This window comes from Paenarthrobacter sp. 10N417 (assembly GCF_056394745.1).
The window spans coordinates 154,595-175,952 of record NZ_JBFTIL010000012.1; the positions used below are offsets into that span (position 1 = coordinate 154,595).

21 protein-coding genes are annotated in these 21,358 nt (G+C 62.1%); 7 read left to right on the forward strand and 14 right to left on the reverse strand.

Annotated features, from left to right (window positions below; translation table 11 throughout):
• Both AC1DCM_RS15890 and AC1DCM_RS15895 read right to left on the reverse strand, forming a co-directional pair.
• Positions 1–573, reverse strand: coding sequence for an MOSC domain-containing protein (locus AC1DCM_RS15890; protein WP_477518990.1), 573 nt, complete (start codon positions 571–573; stop codon positions 1–3).
• A gap of 56 nt (positions 574–629) precedes the next feature.
• Positions 630–1,109: an NUDIX hydrolase gene (locus AC1DCM_RS15895; protein ID WP_477518991.1), complete on the reverse strand. Its 480-nt coding sequence runs from the start codon at positions 1,107–1,109 to the stop codon at positions 630–632.
• Positions 1,110–1,349: 240 nt separating this feature from the next.
• On the opposite strand from AC1DCM_RS15895, the gene AC1DCM_RS15900 reads away from it, so the two are divergent.
• Positions 1,350–2,720, forward strand: coding sequence for a hypothetical protein (locus AC1DCM_RS15900; RefSeq protein ID WP_477518956.1), 1,371 nt, complete (start codon positions 1,350–1,352; stop codon positions 2,718–2,720).
• A gap of 84 nt (positions 2,721–2,804) precedes the next feature.
• On the opposite strand, the gene AC1DCM_RS15905 is transcribed toward AC1DCM_RS15900, so the two are convergent.
• The 8 genes from AC1DCM_RS15905 to AC1DCM_RS15940 form a co-directional block, all read right to left on the reverse strand.
• Positions 2,805–2,981, reverse strand: a complete 177-nt coding sequence (locus tag AC1DCM_RS15905) for a hypothetical protein (protein WP_442003195.1) — start codon at positions 2,979–2,981, stop codon at positions 2,805–2,807.
• A 7-nt stretch (positions 2,982–2,988) separates the two neighbouring features.
• A complete protein-coding gene (locus AC1DCM_RS15910) occupies positions 2,989–4,104 on the reverse strand; it encodes a glycosyltransferase family 2 protein (RefSeq protein WP_477518957.1) in 1,116 nt (371 codons plus the stop codon).
• Positions 4,105–4,300: 196 nt separating this feature from the next.
• Positions 4,301–4,471, reverse strand: coding sequence for a hypothetical protein (locus AC1DCM_RS15915; protein ID WP_216926503.1), 171 nt, complete (start codon positions 4,469–4,471; stop codon positions 4,301–4,303).
• A 179-nt stretch (positions 4,472–4,650) separates the two neighbouring features.
• Positions 4,651–5,481, reverse strand: a complete 831-nt coding sequence (locus AC1DCM_RS15920; RefSeq protein ID WP_477518958.1) for an oxidoreductase — start codon at positions 5,479–5,481, stop codon at positions 4,651–4,653.
• A gap of 91 nt (positions 5,482–5,572) precedes the next feature.
• A complete protein-coding gene (locus tag AC1DCM_RS15925) occupies positions 5,573–6,298 on the reverse strand; it encodes an SRPBCC family protein (RefSeq protein ID WP_477518959.1) in 726 nt (241 codons plus the stop codon).
• 99 nt (positions 6,299–6,397) lie between these two features.
• Entirely contained in the window at positions 6,398–7,651 is a 1,254-nt protein-coding gene (locus AC1DCM_RS15930; protein ID WP_477518960.1) for a metal-dependent hydrolase family protein, read from the reverse strand.
• On the reverse strand, positions 7,652–8,164 hold the full coding sequence (locus AC1DCM_RS15935; RefSeq protein ID WP_477518961.1) for a GAF domain-containing protein: 513 nt from the start codon (positions 8,162–8,164) through the stop codon (positions 7,652–7,654).
• Positions 8,161–9,555, reverse strand: a complete 1,395-nt coding sequence (locus tag AC1DCM_RS15940; RefSeq protein ID WP_477518962.1) for an MFS transporter — start codon at positions 9,553–9,555, stop codon at positions 8,161–8,163. Before AC1DCM_RS15940 ends, AC1DCM_RS15935 begins: the two co-directional genes overlap by 4 nt.
• A 108-nt stretch (positions 9,556–9,663) precedes the next feature.
• Here AC1DCM_RS15940 and AC1DCM_RS15945 point away from each other — a divergent pair, with 108 nt between their 5' ends.
• On the forward strand, positions 9,664–10,542 hold the full coding sequence (locus tag AC1DCM_RS15945) for a MurR/RpiR family transcriptional regulator (RefSeq protein ID WP_477518963.1): 879 nt from the start codon (positions 9,664–9,666) through the stop codon (positions 10,540–10,542).
• Positions 10,543–10,619: 77 nt separating this feature from the next.
• On the opposite strand, the gene AC1DCM_RS15950 is transcribed toward AC1DCM_RS15945, so the two are convergent.
• Complete coding sequence (locus AC1DCM_RS15950) at positions 10,620–13,292, reverse strand: exo-rhamnogalacturonan lyase family protein (RefSeq protein ID WP_477518964.1); 2,673 nt, start codon at positions 13,290–13,292, stop codon at positions 10,620–10,622.
• Between the two features lie 148 nt (positions 13,293–13,440).
• On the opposite strand from AC1DCM_RS15950, the gene AC1DCM_RS15955 reads away from it, so the two are divergent.
• The 3 genes from AC1DCM_RS15955 (at position 13,441) to AC1DCM_RS15965 (ending at position 14,990) form a co-directional block, all read left to right on the forward strand.
• Complete coding sequence (locus AC1DCM_RS15955; protein WP_477518965.1) at positions 13,441–13,806, forward strand: ArsR/SmtB family transcription factor; 366 nt, start codon at positions 13,441–13,443, stop codon at positions 13,804–13,806.
• The gene (locus AC1DCM_RS15960; protein WP_477518966.1) at positions 13,803–14,300 is read left to right on the forward strand and encodes an SRPBCC family protein; all 498 of its coding nucleotides are present in this window, start codon (positions 13,803–13,805) and stop codon (positions 14,298–14,300) included. The genes AC1DCM_RS15955 and AC1DCM_RS15960 overlap by 4 nt, the downstream gene beginning before the upstream one ends.
• A 102-nt stretch (positions 14,301–14,402) precedes the next feature.
• On the forward strand, positions 14,403–14,990 hold the full coding sequence (locus tag AC1DCM_RS15965; RefSeq protein WP_442016159.1) for an adenylate kinase: 588 nt from the start codon (positions 14,403–14,405) through the stop codon (positions 14,988–14,990).
• A gap of 44 nt (positions 14,991–15,034) precedes the next feature.
• Here the strand turns inward: AC1DCM_RS15965 and AC1DCM_RS15970 are convergent, their stop codons facing one another.
• Complete coding sequence (locus AC1DCM_RS15970; protein ID WP_477518967.1) at positions 15,035–16,075, reverse strand: glutathione S-transferase family protein; 1,041 nt, start codon at positions 16,073–16,075, stop codon at positions 15,035–15,037.
• Positions 16,076–16,282: 207 nt separating this feature from the next.
• Between AC1DCM_RS15970 and AC1DCM_RS15975 the strand changes: the two genes are divergently transcribed.
• Positions 16,283–18,580: a SulP family inorganic anion transporter gene (locus AC1DCM_RS15975; protein WP_477518968.1), complete on the forward strand. Its 2,298-nt coding sequence runs from the start codon at positions 16,283–16,285 to the stop codon at positions 18,578–18,580.
• 167 nt (positions 18,581–18,747) lie between these two features.
• Here AC1DCM_RS15975 and AC1DCM_RS15980 read toward each other — a convergent pair whose 3' ends face one another.
• Positions 18,748–19,098 (reverse strand): VOC family protein, encoded by a 351-nt coding sequence (locus tag AC1DCM_RS15980; RefSeq protein ID WP_477518969.1) that lies wholly within the window; start codon positions 19,096–19,098, stop codon positions 18,748–18,750.
• A gap of 137 nt (positions 19,099–19,235) precedes the next feature.
• Between AC1DCM_RS15980 and AC1DCM_RS15985 the strand changes: the two genes are divergently transcribed.
• Positions 19,236–19,832 carry a DnaJ family domain-containing protein gene (locus AC1DCM_RS15985; RefSeq protein WP_477518970.1) on the forward strand — a complete coding sequence of 199 codons (597 nt, stop codon included), beginning with the start codon at positions 19,236–19,238 and terminating at the stop codon, positions 19,830–19,832.
• A gap of 84 nt (positions 19,833–19,916) precedes the next feature.
• Here the strand turns inward: AC1DCM_RS15985 and AC1DCM_RS15990 are convergent, their stop codons facing one another.
• The gene (locus tag AC1DCM_RS15990; protein ID WP_477518971.1) at positions 19,917–21,239 is read right to left on the reverse strand and encodes an ammonium transporter; all 1,323 of its coding nucleotides are present in this window, start codon (positions 21,237–21,239) and stop codon (positions 19,917–19,919) included.
• Positions 21,240–21,358: the final 119 nt, after the last annotated feature.

Genomic DNA, 21,358 nt, shown 5'->3' on the forward strand with positions numbered 1-21,358 from the left:
TTAGGGAAGCCGGGAGGGCCGCAGCACCGTTGCCTCGCCGGCCCTGGCTGGATCCAAGGGCACAGGACTCACCAACACAGCCGGACCCCTGTGGAGTAGTCCTCCGGAGATCACCTGGCAACGCACGCCGCCCCTGCCGCGCATCGCCTTGTGTGCCCCCGGTGCCAGCATCTGGTCCATCCAAGCGCAAGGGTGTGCTGGCCTCCCTGCCTTCAGCCGCACGGAATCGCCGCCGGACTCCAGAGTGAACTCATGCCCCAGCAAGGGGGCCAGTTCGGCCCCGTGAAGCACTACGTTTCGCCGGGTCATCAGTGGGTCGAAGGGCCCGGCGTCCAGCTCGGAGGCAATCGACTCAAGCGCTTCCACCGCGAACACGGTCACTGCGGCGTCCATGTGGGCGGCCTTGCCGAAGAACCTGTCACCCACAATGCCCTTGCCCGCCACAAGCTCGGCCTGCTCAGCGTCCGTCGTCGGAACATCCGCGGCGCCTTCGCGGGCGCGGCCAAAATAGGCGTGCGCCGGCGATACCAAGAGATGCAGCACCTCGACGTCGTACCTGTACTCAGGGGTCATCATTCAACGCTAGCGCCTCGACGCTTCGAACGGCAGCGCCCTATGTGCGAGAGGCTCTAGAGGCCTTTCGCGACAAGGTGCCGGGCCAGAGCGTCCACAATTGGCAGTTGCCCTTTGACGAGCTTGGTCCTGGCTGTTGCTTCTCCAAACCACCGTGCGTCGTCTATTTCCGGAAATTCCTTGATGGAGCCGGATCCCTTAGGCCATTCCATAGGAAAGGTGTTGCTGACGATCTCATCGGGCTGGAAGGAGTCTGCTTCTGCTGCGAAGGCGGTGATGAGTTTGCCGGAGGGCTGTTTGAAAACCCCCAACAACTCGTAGTCAGCCGGTGGCGGCGGAGTCCCAATTTCCTCGATAAATTCGCGTCGGGCGGCAACCAAAGGGTCTTCGTCCTCAAGGAATTCGCCCTTGGGAATTGACCAGGCGTGTTCGTCCTTGTGCGCCCAGAAAGGTCCACCCATGTGGGCAATCCAAAGTTCCAGCTCTCCCGTGGAACCGTGCCGGTAGAGCAGGATTCCCGCGCTGCGAATCGTGATGTGACCTCCCGGCGTCATGAATTGAATGCGAAATGAACGGGCTAAGCCAAGATTACTCCCGGCCAGGCGGCCGTTATCCAATTGATGGCATATCCCGGATTTTGGTTCTTCAATTCGCTTCCTAAGGACCCATGTCTACTTGATAATCGAGGAACTGCACGTTCCTGGTGGGGGTGGAATGTTGTTGCGGTCTCCGGTTTTTGCCGGGGAGAGTCTGGGCGCATCAATGGAGGCACGGCTATGGCATGGTCAGTAGGGCTCATTCCGCATGGGCGAAGAAAAGCAGCAGGTTTGGCCGTCGTGCTGGCGGTGGGTTTATCAATGCTCACTGGAACAGGCCCATCACACGCAGCCGATACAACCCCCATGGCTGAGGACCCTGGCCCTGTGGGCAGCTTTGCCTGGAAGGGTTTCAACTGGCAGAAGCGTTTCTGGGGTGGGGCCCCGATGTACAACGCGAGCTGGGACGCAAACAACGTGAGCAACCCGGACGCCAACGGGTTCGTCAAACTGTCGATCACCAACCCGACCGGTTCGGCTCCCAAGGGCGCGGAGTTCCAATCCACGCGGGAGGGATTCGGCTACGGAACGTACAGCACCACCGTGGAAAAGGACGTTAGCGCGCTCCAGAAGGAAGTTGTTTGGGGTTGCCTCTTCACCTATGACCCCGCCGCCGAACCTGGCTACACAGAGATCGACCTCTGCGAGGCATCCGCCTGGGGAGGTGGAGCTGCCTACGGCCAGAACTGGCCTGTCACTCAAGGCCATGGCTATTGGTTTGACGCCACACTGCCCCCCGGGCAGGGCAACAACACAGTCACGTTCGATGTCACGAATGCCCCGATCCTCACCCACAGGATGGTCTGGGAACCCGGCAAGCTAACTTTCGAGACGTTTGCCGGGGAGGGCTTCGGGGGAACGCTGCTGAAGCGGACTGTCCTGCAAGGCTCCACAGTTCCAGTTCCGGCCAACGAACAGATCCACTTCAACCTATGGGTTACCGGGGGCGGTGGGGGTGATGCAGCCCATGTTGCACCTGAATCCGTCACCATTCGTGATTTCTCGTTTGTTCCGGGCATCCCGTTGACAGCCCCAATACCTACTATCTCCGGAACGGCGGCAGTTGGATCAACGCTGACTGCCAATCCAGGCGCCTGGACCACCGGAACTGCATTGACTTATCAGTGGTACAGGAACGGAACGGCAATCGCTGGCGCAACAACCGCCACCCGGGCCCTTGCGGCTGCGGATCAGGGTGCCACGTTGACCGTGCGGGTTACGGGCACCAAGGCCGGTTATGCCACGACTACCAAGGAATCGGCGCCCACGGCTGCCGTGGTGGCCGGTACACTGCTTGCACCCACTCCCACCGTCACGGGGACGCTCACCGTTGGCTCCACGCTGACGGCCAACCCGGGGACGTGGACCTCAGGAACTACGCTGACGTACCAGTGGTACCGCTCCGGTGTGGCGATCGCGGGGGCAACAGCCAAGACCTATGTCCTGGTGGCCGCCGACCAAGCAGACACCATGCGAGTTCGGGTTACCGGAACGAAGGCCGGGTACACCACCGTATCCAAGTATTCGGCTGATACGGCGCTCGTTAGTTAACGAACGGCGGGGTTAAAACAACAAACCCGCGGTTGTGTCGCGCTGGGGGCGTGATCCGACACAACTGCGGGTTTGCTGGGCTTGCTAGTTTTTCTGCGCGCGGACCGGGACGATCCTCTTGATGGCCAGGCCAAGGGCCAGCATGGCGAAGGCGGCCAGTGCGAACCAGAAGAGGTCCCCGGCGCCGGTCATGGCAAGAGTGCCGGAGCCGGCTCCTCCTGCAATTGCTGCGCCTACGGATCCTGCTGGGTTGTTGTACATGAGTCGTTTACCAAACTTTCTTTCTGTTGAGTGCGGCGTCCAGGTAGGCCTTGGCGTGGACTGCCTGGAGGAAAACGTCGATGACGGTTTCGTACATGGTTGCGGCAAGCAACATGTACCTCCAGCCCCGGAAACGCAGAGTTACTATGCGTTCCAGGACGAAGATGCAGGTGACGGCGAGCCAGAATGGGTGGAGGTTCAGTCCCATTCCGCTGGTCAGGGCAAAGACGATGGATCCGAGGTAGGCCAGGGTTACCAGGACGCCGAGCATGGAGAGGAACTGCCGTCCCCAGTAGGCCCTGGTCACTTTGGTCCACCCGTACTGCACGCAGTTCTCCACGGCTCCGCGCTTCCACCGGAGCCGCTGCGCCCAAAGTTCCCGCCACGTCGGCATGACTTCGGTGACCAGCGTGCAGTTTGACGGTGAAGCTATGCGGTATCCGAGGGTGAGGAGAGCAAAGGACAATTCGTTGTCTTCGGTCAGCACCGAGGTATCGTAGACGCCGCCCTCGCCGTTTCCAGGAGGAAGCGTGCCGTTCAACCGTGCTGCGACGACGTCCCCGAGGGTCTTAATGCGGAATAACGCGGCAGTCCCGGTGACTACCAGGCACCTGCCGTGGAGGCGCTTCACATCCCTGGCGTAGCGGGCATACTCATTTCGCTGCAGGTGTCCGACGAATCCGCCTCCCGGCCCACCGCTGAACACTCCACCCACCGCCCCCAACAGTTCGTCCTTGAGGAGGTTGTTCGTGGCATTCTCGATGAAGTCCGGGGCAAGCTGCGAATCGGCGTCCTGGACCAGAATCAGGTCTTCGGGATCGGCTCCCGGAAGAAGCTGCCCCAGAGCGAAGTTCAGGGCGCCGGCCTTCTTATCCCTGTTGCCAACAGTGCGGAGGACTTCGACGCCCTGGGCAAGGGCGAGTTCTTCAGTATCGTCAGTGCAGTTATCGGCCACCACGATCACACGATCCGGGCGTTTGGTCTGGTTGTTCAGCGAGATGAGGGTTTCGGTAATGCCGGCGGATTCGTTGTGTGCCGGGACCAGAACCGTGACCACACCACCGGGGGCACGGTGGGATCCTCGTGGTGCAGCAGTTGTCTCTGAAATGACGGCCCGATGCATCTGGGATTCCTCCGTTCGAACTCGAAGTGGTGTTTCACTTAGAGTTTCAACGGAAACGCAAGAAACCTGTCCGCAAAGCATCAAGGAAGTCTCAAGGTTTGATCAGGAGTTCCCTGACGCAGTCACGATTCAGAAAACGCAAGAGGACGACGCCGGGAGGTTCCGGCGTCGTCCTCTTGTGGTGAGTTTGAGCTGCTTAGCGGCTCAGGCTAACGGTGAAGGTTTTCGGTCCGCTGAGCGTTACTGCAATGCCGCAGTTTTCGGCAGCGGCGCGAGGAGAAAGATCCCGGATGGCGGCGTCGATGGTGTGGTCGATCGCCGACTTGTCCCAGATTTTCAGCGTGATGGAGTCAGTATGTGTCGTCATTGTCAGTACTTTCACTCAGGCCGTTAACAGCCCCAAGCTTCTTCGCAGGGGCCGCATCCTCGTCGGTGAGGATTGCTGATTCAGCTTGTACGGGAACGAATTCCCTCATTCATGGTTCATGCTGCCTACCGCGATTGACAAGCCGATCCGGCCAAGTGTGACCGATTACACGTTGGAAGTTACTCCGTGTAACCCGTGCTGATGCTCTGCTCGCGCCAACGTTCCACCTCGGCACGCTGGGCCTCTTCCACCGCGCCGTAGGCGTAGACGGCGTCGGCACCCAGCAGCAGGAACGCGGGCGTCTCAGCTGCTTCGACGGCGGCGATGATCACCTCTGCTGCTTTGTCCGGGTCGCCCTGCTGCGTGCCGTGGACCGTGTCGTGTTCCTTGCGGCGTTTGCCCGCAGTCTCGGCGTAATCCTCAATTGTCCGCGCCGACTGGGTGAGTGAACGCCCCGCAAAGTCGGTACGGAACGCCCCGGGCTCCACCACTGTCACGGAGATCCCCAGAGGCTTCAGTTCCTTCTGCAGTGAGCCGGTCAGTCCCTCCAGCGCAGCCTTCGACGCTGAGTAATAGCCGGAACCGGGCGGGCAGATGCGAGCGCCGATGGAGGAAATATTCACTATTGCACCTGATCGGCGGGAGCGCATTCCAGGCAGGACGGCCTTGATCATGGCGACCGGGCCAAAAACGTTGGTGTCGAACAGCGCCCGGACGTCGCCGTCGTCGCCTTCTTCAATGGCTGCACGGTAACCGTAGCCGGCATTGTTGACCAGCACGTCCACCGCGCCAAACTGGTCCTCGGCCTGTTGCACGGCGGCGTCGACCTGCGACTGCTCGGTGACATCGAGCGCGACGGCAAGGGCGGTCGTCGGGAACTCGGTGGTCAGCTCCTGCAGTTTGGAGACGTCGCGGGCGGTGACGACGCCGTTATCGCCCCGTGCGAGCACGGCTTGGGCCAGCGCGCGGCCGAGTCCGGTGGAGCAGCCTGTGATGAGCCAGGTAGTCATGACGTTCCTTTCATAGGTGGACCACTCAGGCGTGCCGCCCGGATCGTGCTGATCCGGGCGGCAGTGGTTGTTTTGTTTCGTGCGGTGGCTGCTACCGCTGGCCGGGCAGGCCACCCATCGGTGGGATGTAGCCCGGGCCGAAACCCTCGTCGTCCTTCCGTTCCGCGGCGCTGCGTGTATCGCTGTCCGCTGTCTCGTCGGAATCGCCATCCAGATCTGCCAGGCCGTTGGTCTGATCGAAGGCGTGCGTAATGGGGTCTACGATCGGGACGTCGCCGGGCTTATCAGTACCGGCTCCGTTTGCGGCCGCTGTTGTGGCCCCGGTTGCTGCGCTGGATGCTGCGCCGGTTGTCGTAGTGTCCGTCGTCCCCGTGGTGCCCATGTCAGCATCCGGTTGGGGTGTCTTCTTCTCGATGTACTCCTTGAACTTCTTCAAGTCCGACTCTGCCTGCCTTTCAACCACATGCAGTTTGTCGCCGAGGAATTCAAGGACGCCGTGAGGCTCGTATTCGAGTGACAGATGTAAGGACGTCTGGCTCGGGCCAGCTTCCTTGAAGTCCACCCACCCGGCATTCTTGGCACCTTCCACCGCGGCCCATGCCACGGCCCGGTCCATGTCCTGCTGAACGATCTTCGCTTCCCAGCGGCGATGGACGCCAGCGATTTCGGCCACCCATTCCAGACGGTCATCGCTCAGCCGCGTCACGCGTTCCACTCCGCCCATGAAACGGGGGAATTCCTCGAACCGCGTCCACTGTCTGTAGGCCGTACTTACCGGAACGTTGACCATGATGGTTTTGTCGACTTTCGTGGTCATAATGTCCTCCTCCTCTGACTCGCTACCATATTTGTCAGCATACTTACAATATCGAGCTTTGAGCGGAGTAACCAGAGGTTCCCGATACCTGCTGGAGTGCTAGGAGATCACCCGACCGTTCTGGATCAGGAACTCCAAATGTTCCGAGATGTCTGCCAGTACCGCGATGTCCGCCACGGGGTCGGCGCCCAACACCAGCATGTCCGCGTCAGCGCCAGGCGCGATCACGCCTAATTCACCTTCGCGGTCAAGCAGCAGGGCCGCCGTCGTGGTTGCTGAGCGGATGGCATCGATTGCTGGTTGGACCTTGCCGAGGAGCCTGAACTGTTCGTTCTGATGGCGGTGCATGCCACCAAGGAGGTCCGAGCCGAATGCCATTTTCACGCCGGCTTCATGTGCTCGGGAGATGGCTTCCAGTCCGCTGGTTAATACTGAGTCCACTTTGGCCCACATCTCCTCGGTGAGCCCGAATTCCTTTCCCTCTTCCTTAAGCGCCCAGTAGGTGACGAGCGTGGGAACCAGGAAGGCGTCCTTCTCGATGAAGAGCTTGAGGCTTTCGTCGTCGAGGAGGTTTCCGTGTTCGATCGAGCGGACGCCGGCTTCGAGTGCGCGGTTGATGGCGCGGGCCGTGTAGGCGTGGGCGGCGACGTAGCGGTTGGCGGCTTCGGCTTCTTCCACCGCGGCGCGCATTTCTTCCATGGAGTATTGGGTGGAATCAATGCGGTCCGTGGGGGAGGAGACTCCACCGGACGCCATAATCTTGATGTGGTGGGCGCCCTTGCGGATCTCGTCGCGAGCGGCTGCCCGCACTGCGTCAACGCCGTCGGCTACGCGACCGATTCCACAGCACCCGCGGCCATTGGGATCGTGGTCTTCACCGGGCAGCCGCATGTCGCCGTGACCGCCGGTCTGGCTCAGAGCGTGGCCGCAGAAGTGGATCTTCGGCCCCTCCAGCAGCCCTTCCTGCTGAGCCATCGCCAGGCCAAAATCGGCGCCGGAAAGGTCGCGGACGGTGGTGAAACCGCGGCGCAGCATCTGTCCCATGATCCGGGCCGTCTGTGCGTACACATACGATGCCGGTGTCCAGGTCAGTGAGCGGAAGTCAGCGCTGGACGCGACCACGTGGACGTGCGCGTCAATGAGCCCCGGGATGACAAACTTTCCAGTTCCATCAATCACGCGGGCTCCGGAAGGCGTCTCGGCGTCGGGGCCGACGCTGCTGATCTTCCCCGCGACACTCACGACGTCGGCTGTGGAGTACGTGCCTGCCTCGACATCAAGGACGCTTGCGTTGCGAATGAGAAGGGCGGGCGCCTGCTGGTCGGTGGCTTGGGTTTCTGGGGTGGTGCTCATTTAGACGGTTTCCTTCCCGGGGACTTCGGGGACTTCGGTGGCTGCGGGGACTTCGGTGGGATGGGCCGAAAATGCCTCAACGAGGTCAGCAAGGTTACGGCTGACGACCTTGACGGCGGTTTCCACACTTTGCGGGGTATAGCGGCCTTCAGCATCCAACATGGCGAGGACGCCCACCACGTTGCCGTCAGGGTCGAGGACGGGAACGTTGATGACCGCGCCACAGCCGAGTTGTTGGATGAGTCCGGAGTCCGTGAAAACCTCTTGGAGGCCCTTAAGATCCGGGGCAAGGAAGGGCTTCTTGTCGTCGATGACCGTTCCCAGCCAGCCAGGCGAGATCTCCACGGTCTTCTCGGCGCCCACGGGATACTCGGCGGGATGGCTTGTGAAAAGGCGCCGGAGGCCGGATCGCTGCGGGATCCATTGGAGGGCGGTGAAGAGAATGACGCCCGGGTCCTGGGCCATGGCCTCGAATGTTTGCCGAAACACTGCGTCAGTTGCCAAGAAACTCATTGCTGCGCCTTTCCTGCCGGAGCCGGATCATGTTCAGCACGCGCGTTGATGTCCTCCAAAGACTTGCCTGCGGTCGATGCTCCAAAAATCACCACGCCCAGCACGCCGATGGTCAACACCACCGTGGTCATGGTGAACACCCCGCCGAAACCGAGGGCCACTGAGAAGATTCCGATGATCGATGGTGCGAGGATGCTGCCGATGCGACCAACGGCGCTGGCAAGGCCAACACCAGTGGCACGCATCCAGGTGGGGAAGAGCTCCGGAGTGTAGGCGTAAACACCGGCATACGTACCGTTCAGGAAGAAGGACAGGGTTGCAGCGGCCACCAGGATCATGCCGGAATCATTGGATTGGCTCAGCCAGAACGCGCTGAGGGCTGATCCTGCCAGATACAGGGCGATGGTGTTCTTCCGATCGATCCGGTCGCACAGCCATGCTGCCGAGAAGTAGCCCGGAATCTGCGCCAGGTAAATGATGATGGAGTATTCGAAGCTCTTGGTTACGGTGATGCCGCGGCCCACCAGCAGCGTGGGAATCCAGGAGAAGAAGCCGTAGTAGGAGAAGGTGATCACGAACCAGATCAGCCATATGACGGCCGTCCGACGGCGCATGGCCTTTGACCACATGAACTTCAGCGCGTTCCAGATGCTGATCTTCTGCTCGTGCTTGGCGATCTCCTCCTGGGCTGGAGGCAGGGAAGCGAGCTCTTTGCCGGTGGCCTTAACCACACTCTGTTCAAAGCGCTCCACGACCTCAGTTGCTTCGGCTACGCGGCCGCGGCTGATAAGGAAGCGCGGCGATTCAGGCAGGCTACGACGCCACCAGAGCAGTAGAAGGATAGGGATGGCCGTGACCACCTGGGCCCAGCGCCAGCCGTCCTCACCCATCGGCACGATGAACCGGCCAATCAGTGCAGCGCCCACGAAGCCGAAGGAGAAGAAGCCGGCAAGGGTTCCAATGAACCAGCCGCGACGCTTCGGGGGGATGAACTCTGACAGGAATGGAGCGATGATAACGCTTTCTGCGCCTGCCCCCAGTCCTGCAAAGACCCGTGCAATCAAGAAGACTTCGAAGTTGGGAGCCATGGCTGCAACCACTGACATGAGGCAGTAGAAGGCGAGTGCCCAAAGCATGACCTTCTTGCGGCCAAATCGGTCGCCCATCCATCCGGAGAGGATCGCGCCGAAGAAGAAGCCTAACGGGGCGGCCGAACCTACCAGGCCGAGGCTGGCGTTGCTGAGGCCCCACAATTCCTGGATTCGAGGGAGCAGGAACGCGACCACGGCGCCGTCCATGCCGTCGAATGAGTAGCCGAGGCCTCCGATGAGGAGAAGCTTGTAGTGTGGTCGACTGAGAGCCAGACGATCCAAGCGTGCTGTGAGAGACATGGTGATTCCTGCCAAAGTGGGCCAAGTTGTACATTTTTAGGAATATGCACAAGTCTGTGCAGATGCGATGTTTCGAAGTTACGGCCAAAGTGTGAGGTAGGTCAATAGGTGGAAGAACATTTCGACTCGTCAACGTTGACCGAGTGGCTCGACAGCCGTGTCCAGGGCCGGAAGCTTGCAGCACGCCAGATGCAAGTGGTGGGGATCCTGCGCTCGCAGCCGCGCCTTGCCTCATACGGGTCTGTGAGTGACATTGCTGCAGCAGCCGCTTCAAACGCCTCCACGGTGACTAGAACCGCTCAAACACTGGGATTCAGGGGCTGGGCAGACTTTCAATTTGAACTCAGGTCACGCTTCCTGGCATCGCTGAGCGCGGTGGAAGTTGCCGCCGAGCACAACGGCCACATCAGTAGTCCTGCACAGGCTGCGGTCTCCACCGATCGCGCGAATTTGGCCCATTTTGAACGAACTCTGGACGCAGGCACAATCCATCAGATTGCCAAGGCCATCGCTGGCGCCCGGCAAACCTTCATTGTGGCAGCAGGAAGCTACGCCATCCCGGGCAAGGCTTTGGAGCACAACGCAATCATCGCCGGCTACAACGTCCGGCTCCTCGACGCCGACGTCGCCGCCCTGACAAATGCCATCGCGCGGCTGGGCGCCGAGGACCTCGTCATCGCCATTAGCCTTTGGAGGGTTTACGACAGCACCATTCGCGCCGTCGACATTGCCCACAATATCGGGGCGCCGGTCGTTTCCATCACTGACAGCGCGGGCTCACCTGTGGCCGTGCACGCCCAGCACCGGATCGTCGTGCCCACCGAAGGTGCCGGCTTCTTCCCCTCCCTGACAGGTGCGGTAGCCGCGGTCCAGGCGATCGCCGTCGAACTTGCCTCCCTGGACCGCGAACGCTCAAACCAGAACATCGCTGCTTCGGAGCGCACATGGGACCAGATGCGGATCATGCATCCGCGGTCGAGTTCCTAAGGCTGTGGCTTCCTGACCCTCATTGCGGGTGATCATCGCCCGCTTGCGGCGGTAACGCGGGTTGTAAACCGCAGGACCTACGACGCCGGGCCCTCCTCCCCGGGCAGCGCACCTCCGACGAGGGCCAGGTTTTGGATGACGGCCAGGCCGAACTGGGCGGTGTCGTTGGTGGAAACAGTGGGGGCTTCGTCGACTGGTTGAAGGACATAAGGCGGCAGGATCTTCTTCAAGGTGAAGGCCTCGGCGTGGTTCAGGTTCTCCCCGCCCTGGGCAAAGCTGTCCCAGGCCAGCTCCGCCAAATCAGGAGACCCGAGTCGAGCCGCGGCGTAGGCAGTGAGTCGGCTGTGCGCCTGAGTCAGGTAGATGCCTGCAAGGGGCTGCCCCACTTCGGCGGCTTGCTCCTCTGGCGAAGCCAGGAACAGCCTGCAGTATTGCAGCCACGCCTTCTCAAAGGACGCGTCCGGCACCAGGCTGATCAGTTCGCTGCAGATTTCCACCAAACCGAACACGGCACTCAGGTGCGAAACGCTGATGGCTTCCCTGCCGGCGTCGAACCTTCCTTGATCGAGGTCGTAGAGCGCCTCGCCGGTGAGGAAGCCGTACTTCAGGGCGCCGATATCGGCCATGGTTCCCAGGAGGCGGTCGCGTGAGCGGGGGTTTCCGGTGCGTTCCCAATCCGTGAGCCAGGTGGCCGCGAGGGAGCCCCAGTCTGTCCCGAGCCCGACGCCCAAGGCGCCACGGTCGGGGCGGTAGGTATCGGCGTCGCGACGTACTTTTCGGACCGGATCCAGGCCAAGGAAGTTCTGGTCACTGTCCACGAGTTCGGTGAGGAGATCGCCGGTGCGCTCGTCGGCGGTCAGGTAATAGTAGAAGCGCCGGTAGGCCGGGGTGCTGATTCGGAGTTGCTTGGCGCTGCAACCCCAGTGCTGCACGTTGTGCCGCGAGCCCAGGCCGCGCCAAGGGCCAAGGTGGTACACATCCACTTCACCGGTGTGGCGGGTCATGGCCTCGGCGAAGCGGAAGACGTCGGCGCGACCCGACCGGAGGTACATGTACCAAAGCCAGAGATCGGGCGAAAGTTCCGAGTTGTCCCAGGCGTAACCGCCGACGTCGTAGCGCCAGACATGCCGATCGGAGTCGTAGGTGTGCATGACGTCGCCGTAGTTCCAGAACCCGTACCAGTGGCGCTGTTCCGTTTGGCCCTGGTAGAAGTCGAACAGGAAGTCCAACTTGTCTTCCAGCTCTGCCCGGGCCGGGGTGCTGCGGTCCACGGGGGACCAGTCGCCGAAGACGCCGGCGGCGTGCAGGTACTGGGGGGACGGCTGCAGAAGCGGGGGAGTGGACGCCGACAGGGCATCGGCGGCGAGGCTTTCCGTGGAGGGCGTGGCTTCGTAGGCGAACAGGGTCAGCTCATGAGTGCGGGCGATTCCGGAGGGATTGCCAAAGCCGGGCTCGTAATCCTCGTACGTGATCTCCAAGCCCTCGAGTTGTTCCTCAAAGGTGTCCTGGCCGAGGCCATCGTGGTAGAAGCGGAGGTCCATGGGCTGGGCTTCGGGGGAGTAGAGCCAAGCCGTCATCGTGGCCTCGGACGTTGCGGCGCCGCGTATGTCCAGCTGGCCAGGATGCGACTGCCAGAAATCGCGCACGCCAATCCCGAATCCACCCCTCAGGTCACTCAGGGAGCAGAATCCCGACGAGCGCGTGCCGCCGGAAATTCCCACCCAGCCATGACCCGGCGCGGTACGTTTCCGCAGCTCAAAACCGTCGGCGCTCAACTGAGTCAGCGTGTAGTCGTTCCACGACGGGATGAGATGCAGCCGTTCGGAAACCAGCGGGCTCCATTCGTTGAGCGGCGGTGTGGGCTGGCCGGTGATCTGGGCTTGGCGTACGGCCTCGCCCGGATCCCGTCGCAGGCCCGTCAACCCGCGGACCGCTTCCACGAGGAATCCGCCGTCCGCACCGGCGATCCGGACGTGACGATCGTGCAATTCGCTTTCCAACGGAACACTGACGCGGACACCCAATCCGGCGAGGAAGTCCTTGTCAGCCTCGCCGTCCCAAATGAACGAATGCATCATCCGGATGCTCCGCGCGCCGGCATAGAAGTAGAAGCGAACGATGAATGGAAGCCATTCCCTTTCGCTCCGGTCCGCCCGATGACGGCCTTCCAGGCGCACGACTGCCCGAACATGCCCGCGCTGTTCCACTGTCAGGGAAGTGACCTGGCCAGTGAAACCTTCGCGCGTTGTGCTGCCAGCTCCCTCGCTCAGCCCGGTCTGGAGAAGGCTCACGAGTCTGCCGTCCTTCGCCACCACCGAACCGTCGCGGGTCAGGGTGCTGAACAAAGTGGATCCTGACCGGGGGAGCACTATTTCCAAGGTCCCGGTGGAGACCGTTACGGCCTCTTCCGTTTCGGTGACGGTCACGTCAGGTGAGCGCTCGACGGCGGCTGCCGGACCGCCGTCGGGCTCTTCCGGTGGGTGCGCGCCACTGTCGGTGCTGACGGTGTAGGCGGCCGAGGGCTTATCGCTCGCGCCGACCGCGACGCCCGCCCACTTGAGCGAGCCGTCCGGCCAAGTGGCGAGCGGCCAGGTTTGGGCGTTGACGGCCTCGCCCGTGGCATCGAAAACGGCCAGCTCTTCCGGACCCCGCACGGTACCCCGCGGAAAGGGCATCCCCCACGTTGTCCCACTGTTAAGTCCCGCGGGCGGTTCGTCGTCGAGCCACGTGATCTGGGCGTGCTGAGTCATGTTCGATTCCACCTAAGGTTTCGGAAAGCGCTTTCTTTGGTACGTTTCAAAAACCTACCTTCCGATGTTGCGCGCCGCAAGGGGTGGCTGCAGGATGATCCGGAATAAGCGTTGACACGGAGCCATTGCGGCGATATCGTACAACCAAATGGTTGTAGATCAGCTCAGTTCAGTACCTTCCGGCGATGTCGAACTCGACCGCCTGTTCCAAGCCTTGGCAGACGCCACTCGGCGCGACATTGTGGCCAGGGTGACATCCGGGGAGTATTCGGTATCCGGGTTGGCTGCGCTCTACGCCATGAGTTTCGCGGCCGTGCAGAAGCATGTGGCGATCCTGGAACGGGCCTCCCTGGTGACCAAGGAGAAACGTGGGAGGGAGCAGATCGTGCGGGGAAATCGTGATGGTCTGCAAAAAGCCCGGCGTCTGTTGGATCAATACGAAATGATCTGGCGGCAACGTGCCAGCCAGATCGCGGACATTCTCGCTGAAGATGATGAAAGGGATTTGCCATGACTGTTGTCAGCGTAGACAAGGACGTTGAGGCCCTGAGCCTCACGGTCGTTGCGGAGTTCGATGCCGGGGTCAAGCGCGTTTGGAGGATTTGGGAGGATCCGCGACAGCTCGAGCGGTGGTGGGGACCGCCTTCCGTTCCGGCCACGTTCGAAACGCACGATTTCACCCCCGGAGGCAAGGCCGGCTATTACATGACGGTGCCGGACGGCACAAAGGCCCGCGGCTGGTGGCAGTTCACCACCGTAAACGCGCCGGACCACCTCGAATTCGACTACGGATTTGCCGACGAACAGGGCGTCCCGGTTTACGAGCACGGAGCCGCTCACGCCACCGTCAGGCTTGAGCCTGTTGGCGACCGCACCCGGATGACCATGTCCACGCGCTTTGACTCTGAAGAACAGCTTCAGAAGATGTCGGACATGGGCATGGAGGAAGGCCTGCGGGAAGCGATCGGCCAGATCGACTCGCTGCTGGCCGAGCCAGCCAACGCCTGACGTCCGTAGCGACCCCAAAGAAAAACCGGCGACGGCGGGAGCGCCGCGCCGTCGTCGGCGTATCGTTTAAGTCCCGGCCGCCTCTTGAAACGGACTTGTGTCATGGCGCGATTGATCATCATGGGCCCTCCAGGTTCCGGCAAAGGCACGCAGGCGGAAGTGATCGCCAGGCATTTCTCGATCCCCGCGATCTCTACGGGAGACCTCTTCCGCGCACATGTTCGGGACAAGACAGAACTCGGTGCAGAAGCCGGCGAGTACATGAACCGGGGCGAGTTTGTTCCGGACCACGTCACCACGGCCATGCTCCGTCAGCGCCTGGAGGACGCCGATACGGGGAACGGGTTTCTACTGGACGGCTACCCGCGGACTGTCATCCAAATTGGCGCCCTTGATGAGATCCTCGCGGCAAAACAGCAGACGCTTGAAGTGGTTCTTGTATTGACAGTGGAGGATGCCGAGCTCGTTGCGCGCATGCTTCAACGGGCGCAGGAACAGGGCCGCAGCGACGATACTGAACCGGTGATTCAGCGCAGATTGGAGCTGTACCGGGACGAGACGCAGCCTGTGGTGACTGCGTACACGCAACGCGGAATTCTGTTGATGGTGGACGGCTCCGGCGAGCGGGATTCGATCACGGCTGCTGCGATCGCTGCGGTGGAGGCGGCGCTGGCTGGCCTTCGTCAGTGACAGGCCGGCTGGTCGCCGATTAGATGGGCTGAAGCTACCGCCGGTTAGACGGCCCCGTGACCAGCAGCCACTTCCTCGCCTGCCTTGACCGGCCCTGGTGGAGTCCCGTCCCCGAACGGACGCCCGCCAAGCGATTCCCTTCCGTGCGGGGTCAGCCAACCGGAGAGGTCCGGTCCCATGGGGACGATGCGTGTGGGATTAATGTCCTCGTGCACTATGTAGTAGTGCTGCTTGATCTGGACGAAGTCGATCGTGTCCCCGAAACCCGGCGTTTGGAACAGATCCCTGGCATACGCCCACAGCACCGGCATTTCGCTGAGCTTGTTTCGATTGCATTTGAAATGCCCGTGGTAGACCGCATCAAAGCGAGCCAAGGTGGTGAACAGCCTGACATCCGCCTCGGTGATGGTGTCACCCACGAGGTATCTCTGGTTTGCCAGCCGTTCCTCGAGCCAGTCCAAGGCGCTCCACAGGCGGACATAGGCGGCTTCGTAAGCCTCCTGGGACCCTGCGAAGCCGCACTTATAGACCCCATTGTTGATCTCGGTGAAGACGCGCTCGTTGACCGTGTCGATTTCCTCGCGCAGGTGCTCCGGATAGAGCTGTGGTGCGCCCGGACGGTGGAACTCTGCCCATTCTGTGGAGAAGTCGAGCGTGATTTGGGGGTAGTTGTTGGTCACGACGGCCCCGCTGGGGATGTCCACGATTGCCGGAACCGTGATGCCGCGGGGATAGTCCGGAAAGCGGCGGAAGTACGCCTCCTGTAGCCGCTCGATTCCCAGTACTGGATCTTTTCCGTCAGGATCCAAATCAAAGGTCCAGGACCTGGCGTCGTGGGTAGGGCCCGGCTGTCCGAGGCTGATGACGTGCTCCAGGCCCAGAAGCCTGCGGACGATGACCGAACGGTTGGCCCACGGACAGGCCCGGGCTGCTATCAGTCTGTATCTACCTGGCTCTACCGGCCAGCCGGGTTCATCGTTCGGGCCGGGAGTGCCCTCGCGGGTGATCCGGTCCTCGATGTAGTTGGTATCCCGATTGAACTCGCTGCCGGTGACGTAGGAGCCTCGTGTGCTGTGTTCGTCCATTGTGCGGGTTTCTTCATCCATTGCTTCAGACTATGTCCACGCACATGGAGTCCTCAACGATCCCACTCCCTGCAGAAGTTCCCATTGGTCGCCACATGACGCTGCCTGTTCACAAGTTTTGTCACAAGAATCACATCATCTTGTCATTGCACGTGACAACATTCCTACGCTGGAGAAGTCAGTGTTCCCGAGCCTTAGGAAATTCCAGTGCCGCATACAAACGACTCCGCTTCCATCTCCACCGACTCCCACAGCCCGCCCGGAAGCCGGGGCAAAGCACCCAAGCCGAGCTTCCTCAGCAACCTTGGAGCCGACCTCCCCGCATCCCTCGTCGTCTTCCTTGTTGCCCTTCCGCTCTCGCTCGGTATCGCCGCTGCCTCCGGAGCACCCATCATGGCCGGGCTCATTGCAGCGGCCATCGGAGGCATTGTCGCTGGCAGCCTCGGCGGCTCCCCATTGCAGGTGAGCGGCCCCGCCGCTGGACTGACCGTCGTCGTCGCCGGGTTGGTTGACGAGTTCGGTTGGCAGGTGACGTGCGCCATTACCGCAGCCGCCGGCGTCGTGCAGTTGTTGCTGGGTATCAGCCGCGTAGGCCGGGCCGCGCTGGCAGTTTCGCCCGTAGTGGTCAAGGCGATGCTGGCGGGCATCGGCATCACGATCATCCTGCAGCAGTTGCATGTGCTGCTCGGTGGGCAGGCGGCTGGGTCCGCCGTCGAAAACCTGACCGCACTTCCAGCGGCCATCACCAATGTCGAGCTGCACTCCGCCCTTCTCGGCCTGGCAGTTGTTGCCATCCTCCTTGCCTGGAAGTATCTGCCCACTGCAGTGCAGAAGATTCCCGGCCCGCTGGCGGCGGTGGTCGCTGTCACCGCTTTGTCTGCAGCAGTTTCGCCCAGCGTCGAGCGCATCAGCTTCAGCGGTTCGCTGTTCGACGCCGTTGCCCTGCCCAGCTTGCCCGACGGCAACTGGCGCGCCGCAGCCATGGCAGTCATCACGGTAGCCCTGATCGCGAGCATCGAATCGCTGCTGTCCGCGGTCGCCGTGGACAAGATGCACGCAGGCGCGCGCACCAACCTCAACCGGGAACTCGTCGGACAAGGCTCCGCCAACATGGTCTCGGGAATGCTCGGTGGCCTCCCGGTGACGGGCGTGATCGTCCGCAGCGCCACCAACGTCGAGGCCGGCGCCGCGAGCCGGGCGTCCGCCATCCTGCACGGCGTGTGGGTCCTGGTGTTCTCGGCACTGTTCGCCGGTCTCATCCAGCTGATTCCGTTGTCCGTGCTCGCCGGCCTGTTGCTCGTCATCGGCGCCAAGCTCATCAAGGTCGCCGACATCAAAACCAGTCTCCGCACCGGCGACCTCCTGGTCTACGTGGTCACGCTCGCGTGCGTTGTTGTGCTGAACCTGCTCGAAGGCGTCATTATCGGCCTCGCCCTCGCGGCCCTCTGCGTGTTGTGGCGGGTACTCCGTGCCCAGATCCACGCCCATGCCCCGGCCGGGGAGCAGCTGCCGTGGCGCGTCACGATCGCCGGGTCCTGCAGCTTCTTCGCGCTGCCCCGACTGAACCGCGTCCTGCACTCCGTTCCCGAGGGCCAGGACGCAGTTGTTGAACTCAACGCCGATTACCTCGATCACGCTTTCCGCGAGGCGCTGGTTGCCTGGCAGGCACAACACCGCTCCAGCGGCGCCTCGGTGGTGCTGGAGGAACACGGAACCACCGCTTTCACCGACGCCGCGGACAACACTCCACAGCGTCAGGATCCACGTGAATTCCCGCTTCCGCCCAGGACTTCCTGGCAGCCGTCGCCTTTGGATGGTTCCCAGCAGGAAGCGCACGACGACGGCGGGCAGCTTCCGCTGCGGTCAATCCTCCTTGGCATCGACAAATACCATCGGCGGCACGCAGACAAGGTTCGACCGCTGGTTCAGGATCTTACGGAGGGGCAGAACCCGGACACACTGTTTGTTGCCTGCGTCGACTCCCGGGTCAATCCGAACCTCATCACCAGCAGCGGCCCCGGAGACCTTCTGACACTGCGGAATATTGGCAACGTTGTGTGCCCTGACGGCCGGGATGCCTCGATCGACTCGGCACTGGCATTCGCGGTGAAGGGGTTGTCCGTGGACTCGATCGTGATCTGCGGCCACTCCAACTGTGGCGCGATGAAGGCCGTTATAGCCGACGCAGAGGGTGCGTCCGCAGCCTTGGGCGCGGGCTTCGATACGTGGTTGGAGCACGCCCGGCCGAGCTACACCGCGCTGTTGGATGGCCATCCTGTCGCCCTCGCTGCCGAAGCTGAAGGTTACAGCCCCCTCGACCAGCTAAGCATGGTGAACGTCGCCGTCCAGCTCCAGAAACTCGAAGAGCATCCGGTCACCGGGCCGGCTTTGGCATCCGGGCAAGTCCAGGCAACGGGCTTGTTCTACGACATCTGCACGGCCAGGGTGGTCCTTGTTACTCCTGAGGGCATCGAGCAACTGGATCCGAGCATGGCCGTTCACTAGCCTGCCAGCTAGCCTGCGTTGCTCCATCACCTGCTTTGAGCTGACCTTGGCCCCGACACGCCGCTAATCCCGGCGTGTCGGGGGCCGCCCGGCGATCAAAGGGGGTGGTGAAACAACAGGGGCTGAGGCGCTGGTGGAACGGCTGCGGCGCTGGTGAACCAGGGAGCTTATCTGTCCGTGAGCAGCAGGACGTTCCCGTCGAGGTCCCGGACTGAGAAGAACAAGCAGGTGTCCGGATCGCCCTCCACCACAGACACGCCATGTCCGTTCCTGAGCAAACGATCCCGCATGCCCGTGAGGTCCTCCACCAGGAAACCGCAGGTCGCCCATGCCAGCCCGGGCTCAGCCGCGATCCCGCTGAGCGGACCCATCAGCGTAACTGTGGCACCGCCGTCGCCCGTTAGAACTGCCGTCCACTCCGAAACGGTGACAGTCCGAAGCATCAGGTGTTCCGAATACCACTTGGCTGCCTGGCCTGGATCCGAGACCGGAATGAATGCATTGGAAACAGTCGTCACGCGCGGCCCTTCCTGTGGAGATATTTGGATCGAGAGTAGCGCTTAGCACTCCCCGCGGCCCAGCAAAGTGCGGAATACTGGAGCCGGAACCACGATTTCCGGCAGGAGAGGACTGCCGTGCGAGGAGGTGGCGAAACGTGAACGCCGAGAACAACGCCTTCAGACGGAAGCTCGAGCGGGGCGCGGAATTGCGGGCCGTCCGCTCGTGGGGCGGTAATGCCGAGGAAGATTCAGAGCTCGAGGCGGCCGAGGCGGAAGAGCGGGAGAAACGCCGGAAGGTGGACGACGCCGCGCGGGTGGAATATTTGATCCGGGACGCCATGAACCAGGGCAAGTTCGACAACCTCAAATACGCTGGCAAGCCGATCCCGGGTCTGGGCGAGCACTATGATCCGGACTGGTGGGTCAAAGGTCTGATCCAGCGTGAGCGACTCAGCGGGATCGGCCCGCCAGCAATTCTGCTACGGATCGAGGACGCTGAACTCGACGCGAAGCTGGATCAGCAGTACACCGAGAAGCAGGTCCGCGACATCCTTGAGGACTTCAACACGCGAGTGGTTGAGGCCCGTCGCCAACTCCAGGGTGGGCCGCCAGTGACCACCAAGCTGCGGGATGTTGACGCCGAGCTGGAACGATGGCGCGAGCGGCGGGCTGCGGCAGCTCCACCTGAGCCGGAGCCGGAGGAACCAATCAGGCGAACGTGGTGGCAGCGGCTCTGGAACGGCTCCGGCTGACCCTACATGGGTAAGACGGCACAAACAGCAGCCGACGGCGGGACCTGGGTTCCGCCGTCGACTGCTGTTCTGAATGTGGGGCCGCTAGGCGAAGCTGTCTTCCTTCGCCGGCTCGGACTCTTTGCGTCCACCCTTGATCAGCGACGACAGGTGGGCCTGCTGCTGGCGGAAGTGTCCATGGGCTGTGAGGCCGAACTCGTAGGCCGATTCTGCGTGCTGGGTGAGGTCCACTCCTGCAACTTCATGTTCGTGGGCCACGCGGAAGCCGATGGTCTTGTGAATAGCGCGACCGATCAGCAGGGTGCCCAGGCCGGAGAGGACGATGGTGAGCAGCACGGCTACTGTCTGGGCCACGAGCTGCTGCACGCCGCCGCCGTAAAGGAGGCCGCCGGCCACGCCTTCCGTGGGAAAGGCAACGAAGCCAAGGGAAAGCGTGCCGATCACGCCAGCGCCAAAGTGCACGCCCACGACGTCAAGGGAATCGTCGAAACCGAACTTGTACTTCAGGTCCACAAACACGGCACAGGCGGCACCGGCAACGAGTCCCAGGCCAAGTGCCGCGAGCGGGGTGATGTTGGCGCAGGAAGGGGTGATGGCGACCAGGCCCGCAACAACACCGGAGGCTGCCCCCAGTGATGTCGGGTGTCCGTGGCGGATCTTTTCCGTGACCAACCAGCTCAGCATCGCCGCGGCCGGAGCCACCAGCGTGTTGACCCAGATCAGGCCTGCCTGCTCAACAGTGGTTGCAGCACCGCCGTTGAATCCAAACCAGCCGAACCAGAGGATTGCTGCGCCGATCATGATGAACGGGACGTTGTGAGGGCGGTGGTTGGGGTCTTTGGCGAATCCGTGACGCTTTCCCACGATCAATGCGAGGACGAAAGCGGCGGTACCTGAACTGACCTCAACTACGGCACCGCCGGCGAAGTCGATCACCTGGCCGAAGATCTGCGTGACGGCTCCATCTGCGCTCATCAAGCCGCCGCCCCAGACCATGTAAGCCAGCGGGCAGTAGACCACGGTGACCCAGATCGGGACGAAGAGCGCCCAGGCGCTGAACTTGGCGCGGTCGGCGATGGCGCCGCTGATGAGTGCCACGGTGATGATGGCGAAGGTAGCGGCGAAGACTGCCTTGAGGAGGTCGGGCGAACCTATGAGGTCCTGGAGCCCGAAGTGCGCGAACGGGTTGCCGAACAGGCCGAGGAAACCGTCGCCGGTGGTCATCGAGTATCCCCAGAGGACCCACACGACGCCCACAATGCCTGCAGAGATAAAGCTCATCATGATCATGTTGAGCGCTGCCTTGGCGCGGGTCATGCCGCCATAGAACAGGCCGAGGCCCGGAGTCATGAAAAGCACCATTGCCGATGACAACATCAGCCAGACGTCTTGCGCAGAGATCTCCACCTGCGTTCCCTTCTGATCAAGCCTGTCCGAAACGGGCCCGTTGATGCACGGCCCTCACTACCCCCCGATCAATATTCGGTGAGCTATGTTTCCGACTCGGAAGAGCTAGGTTGCAGGTA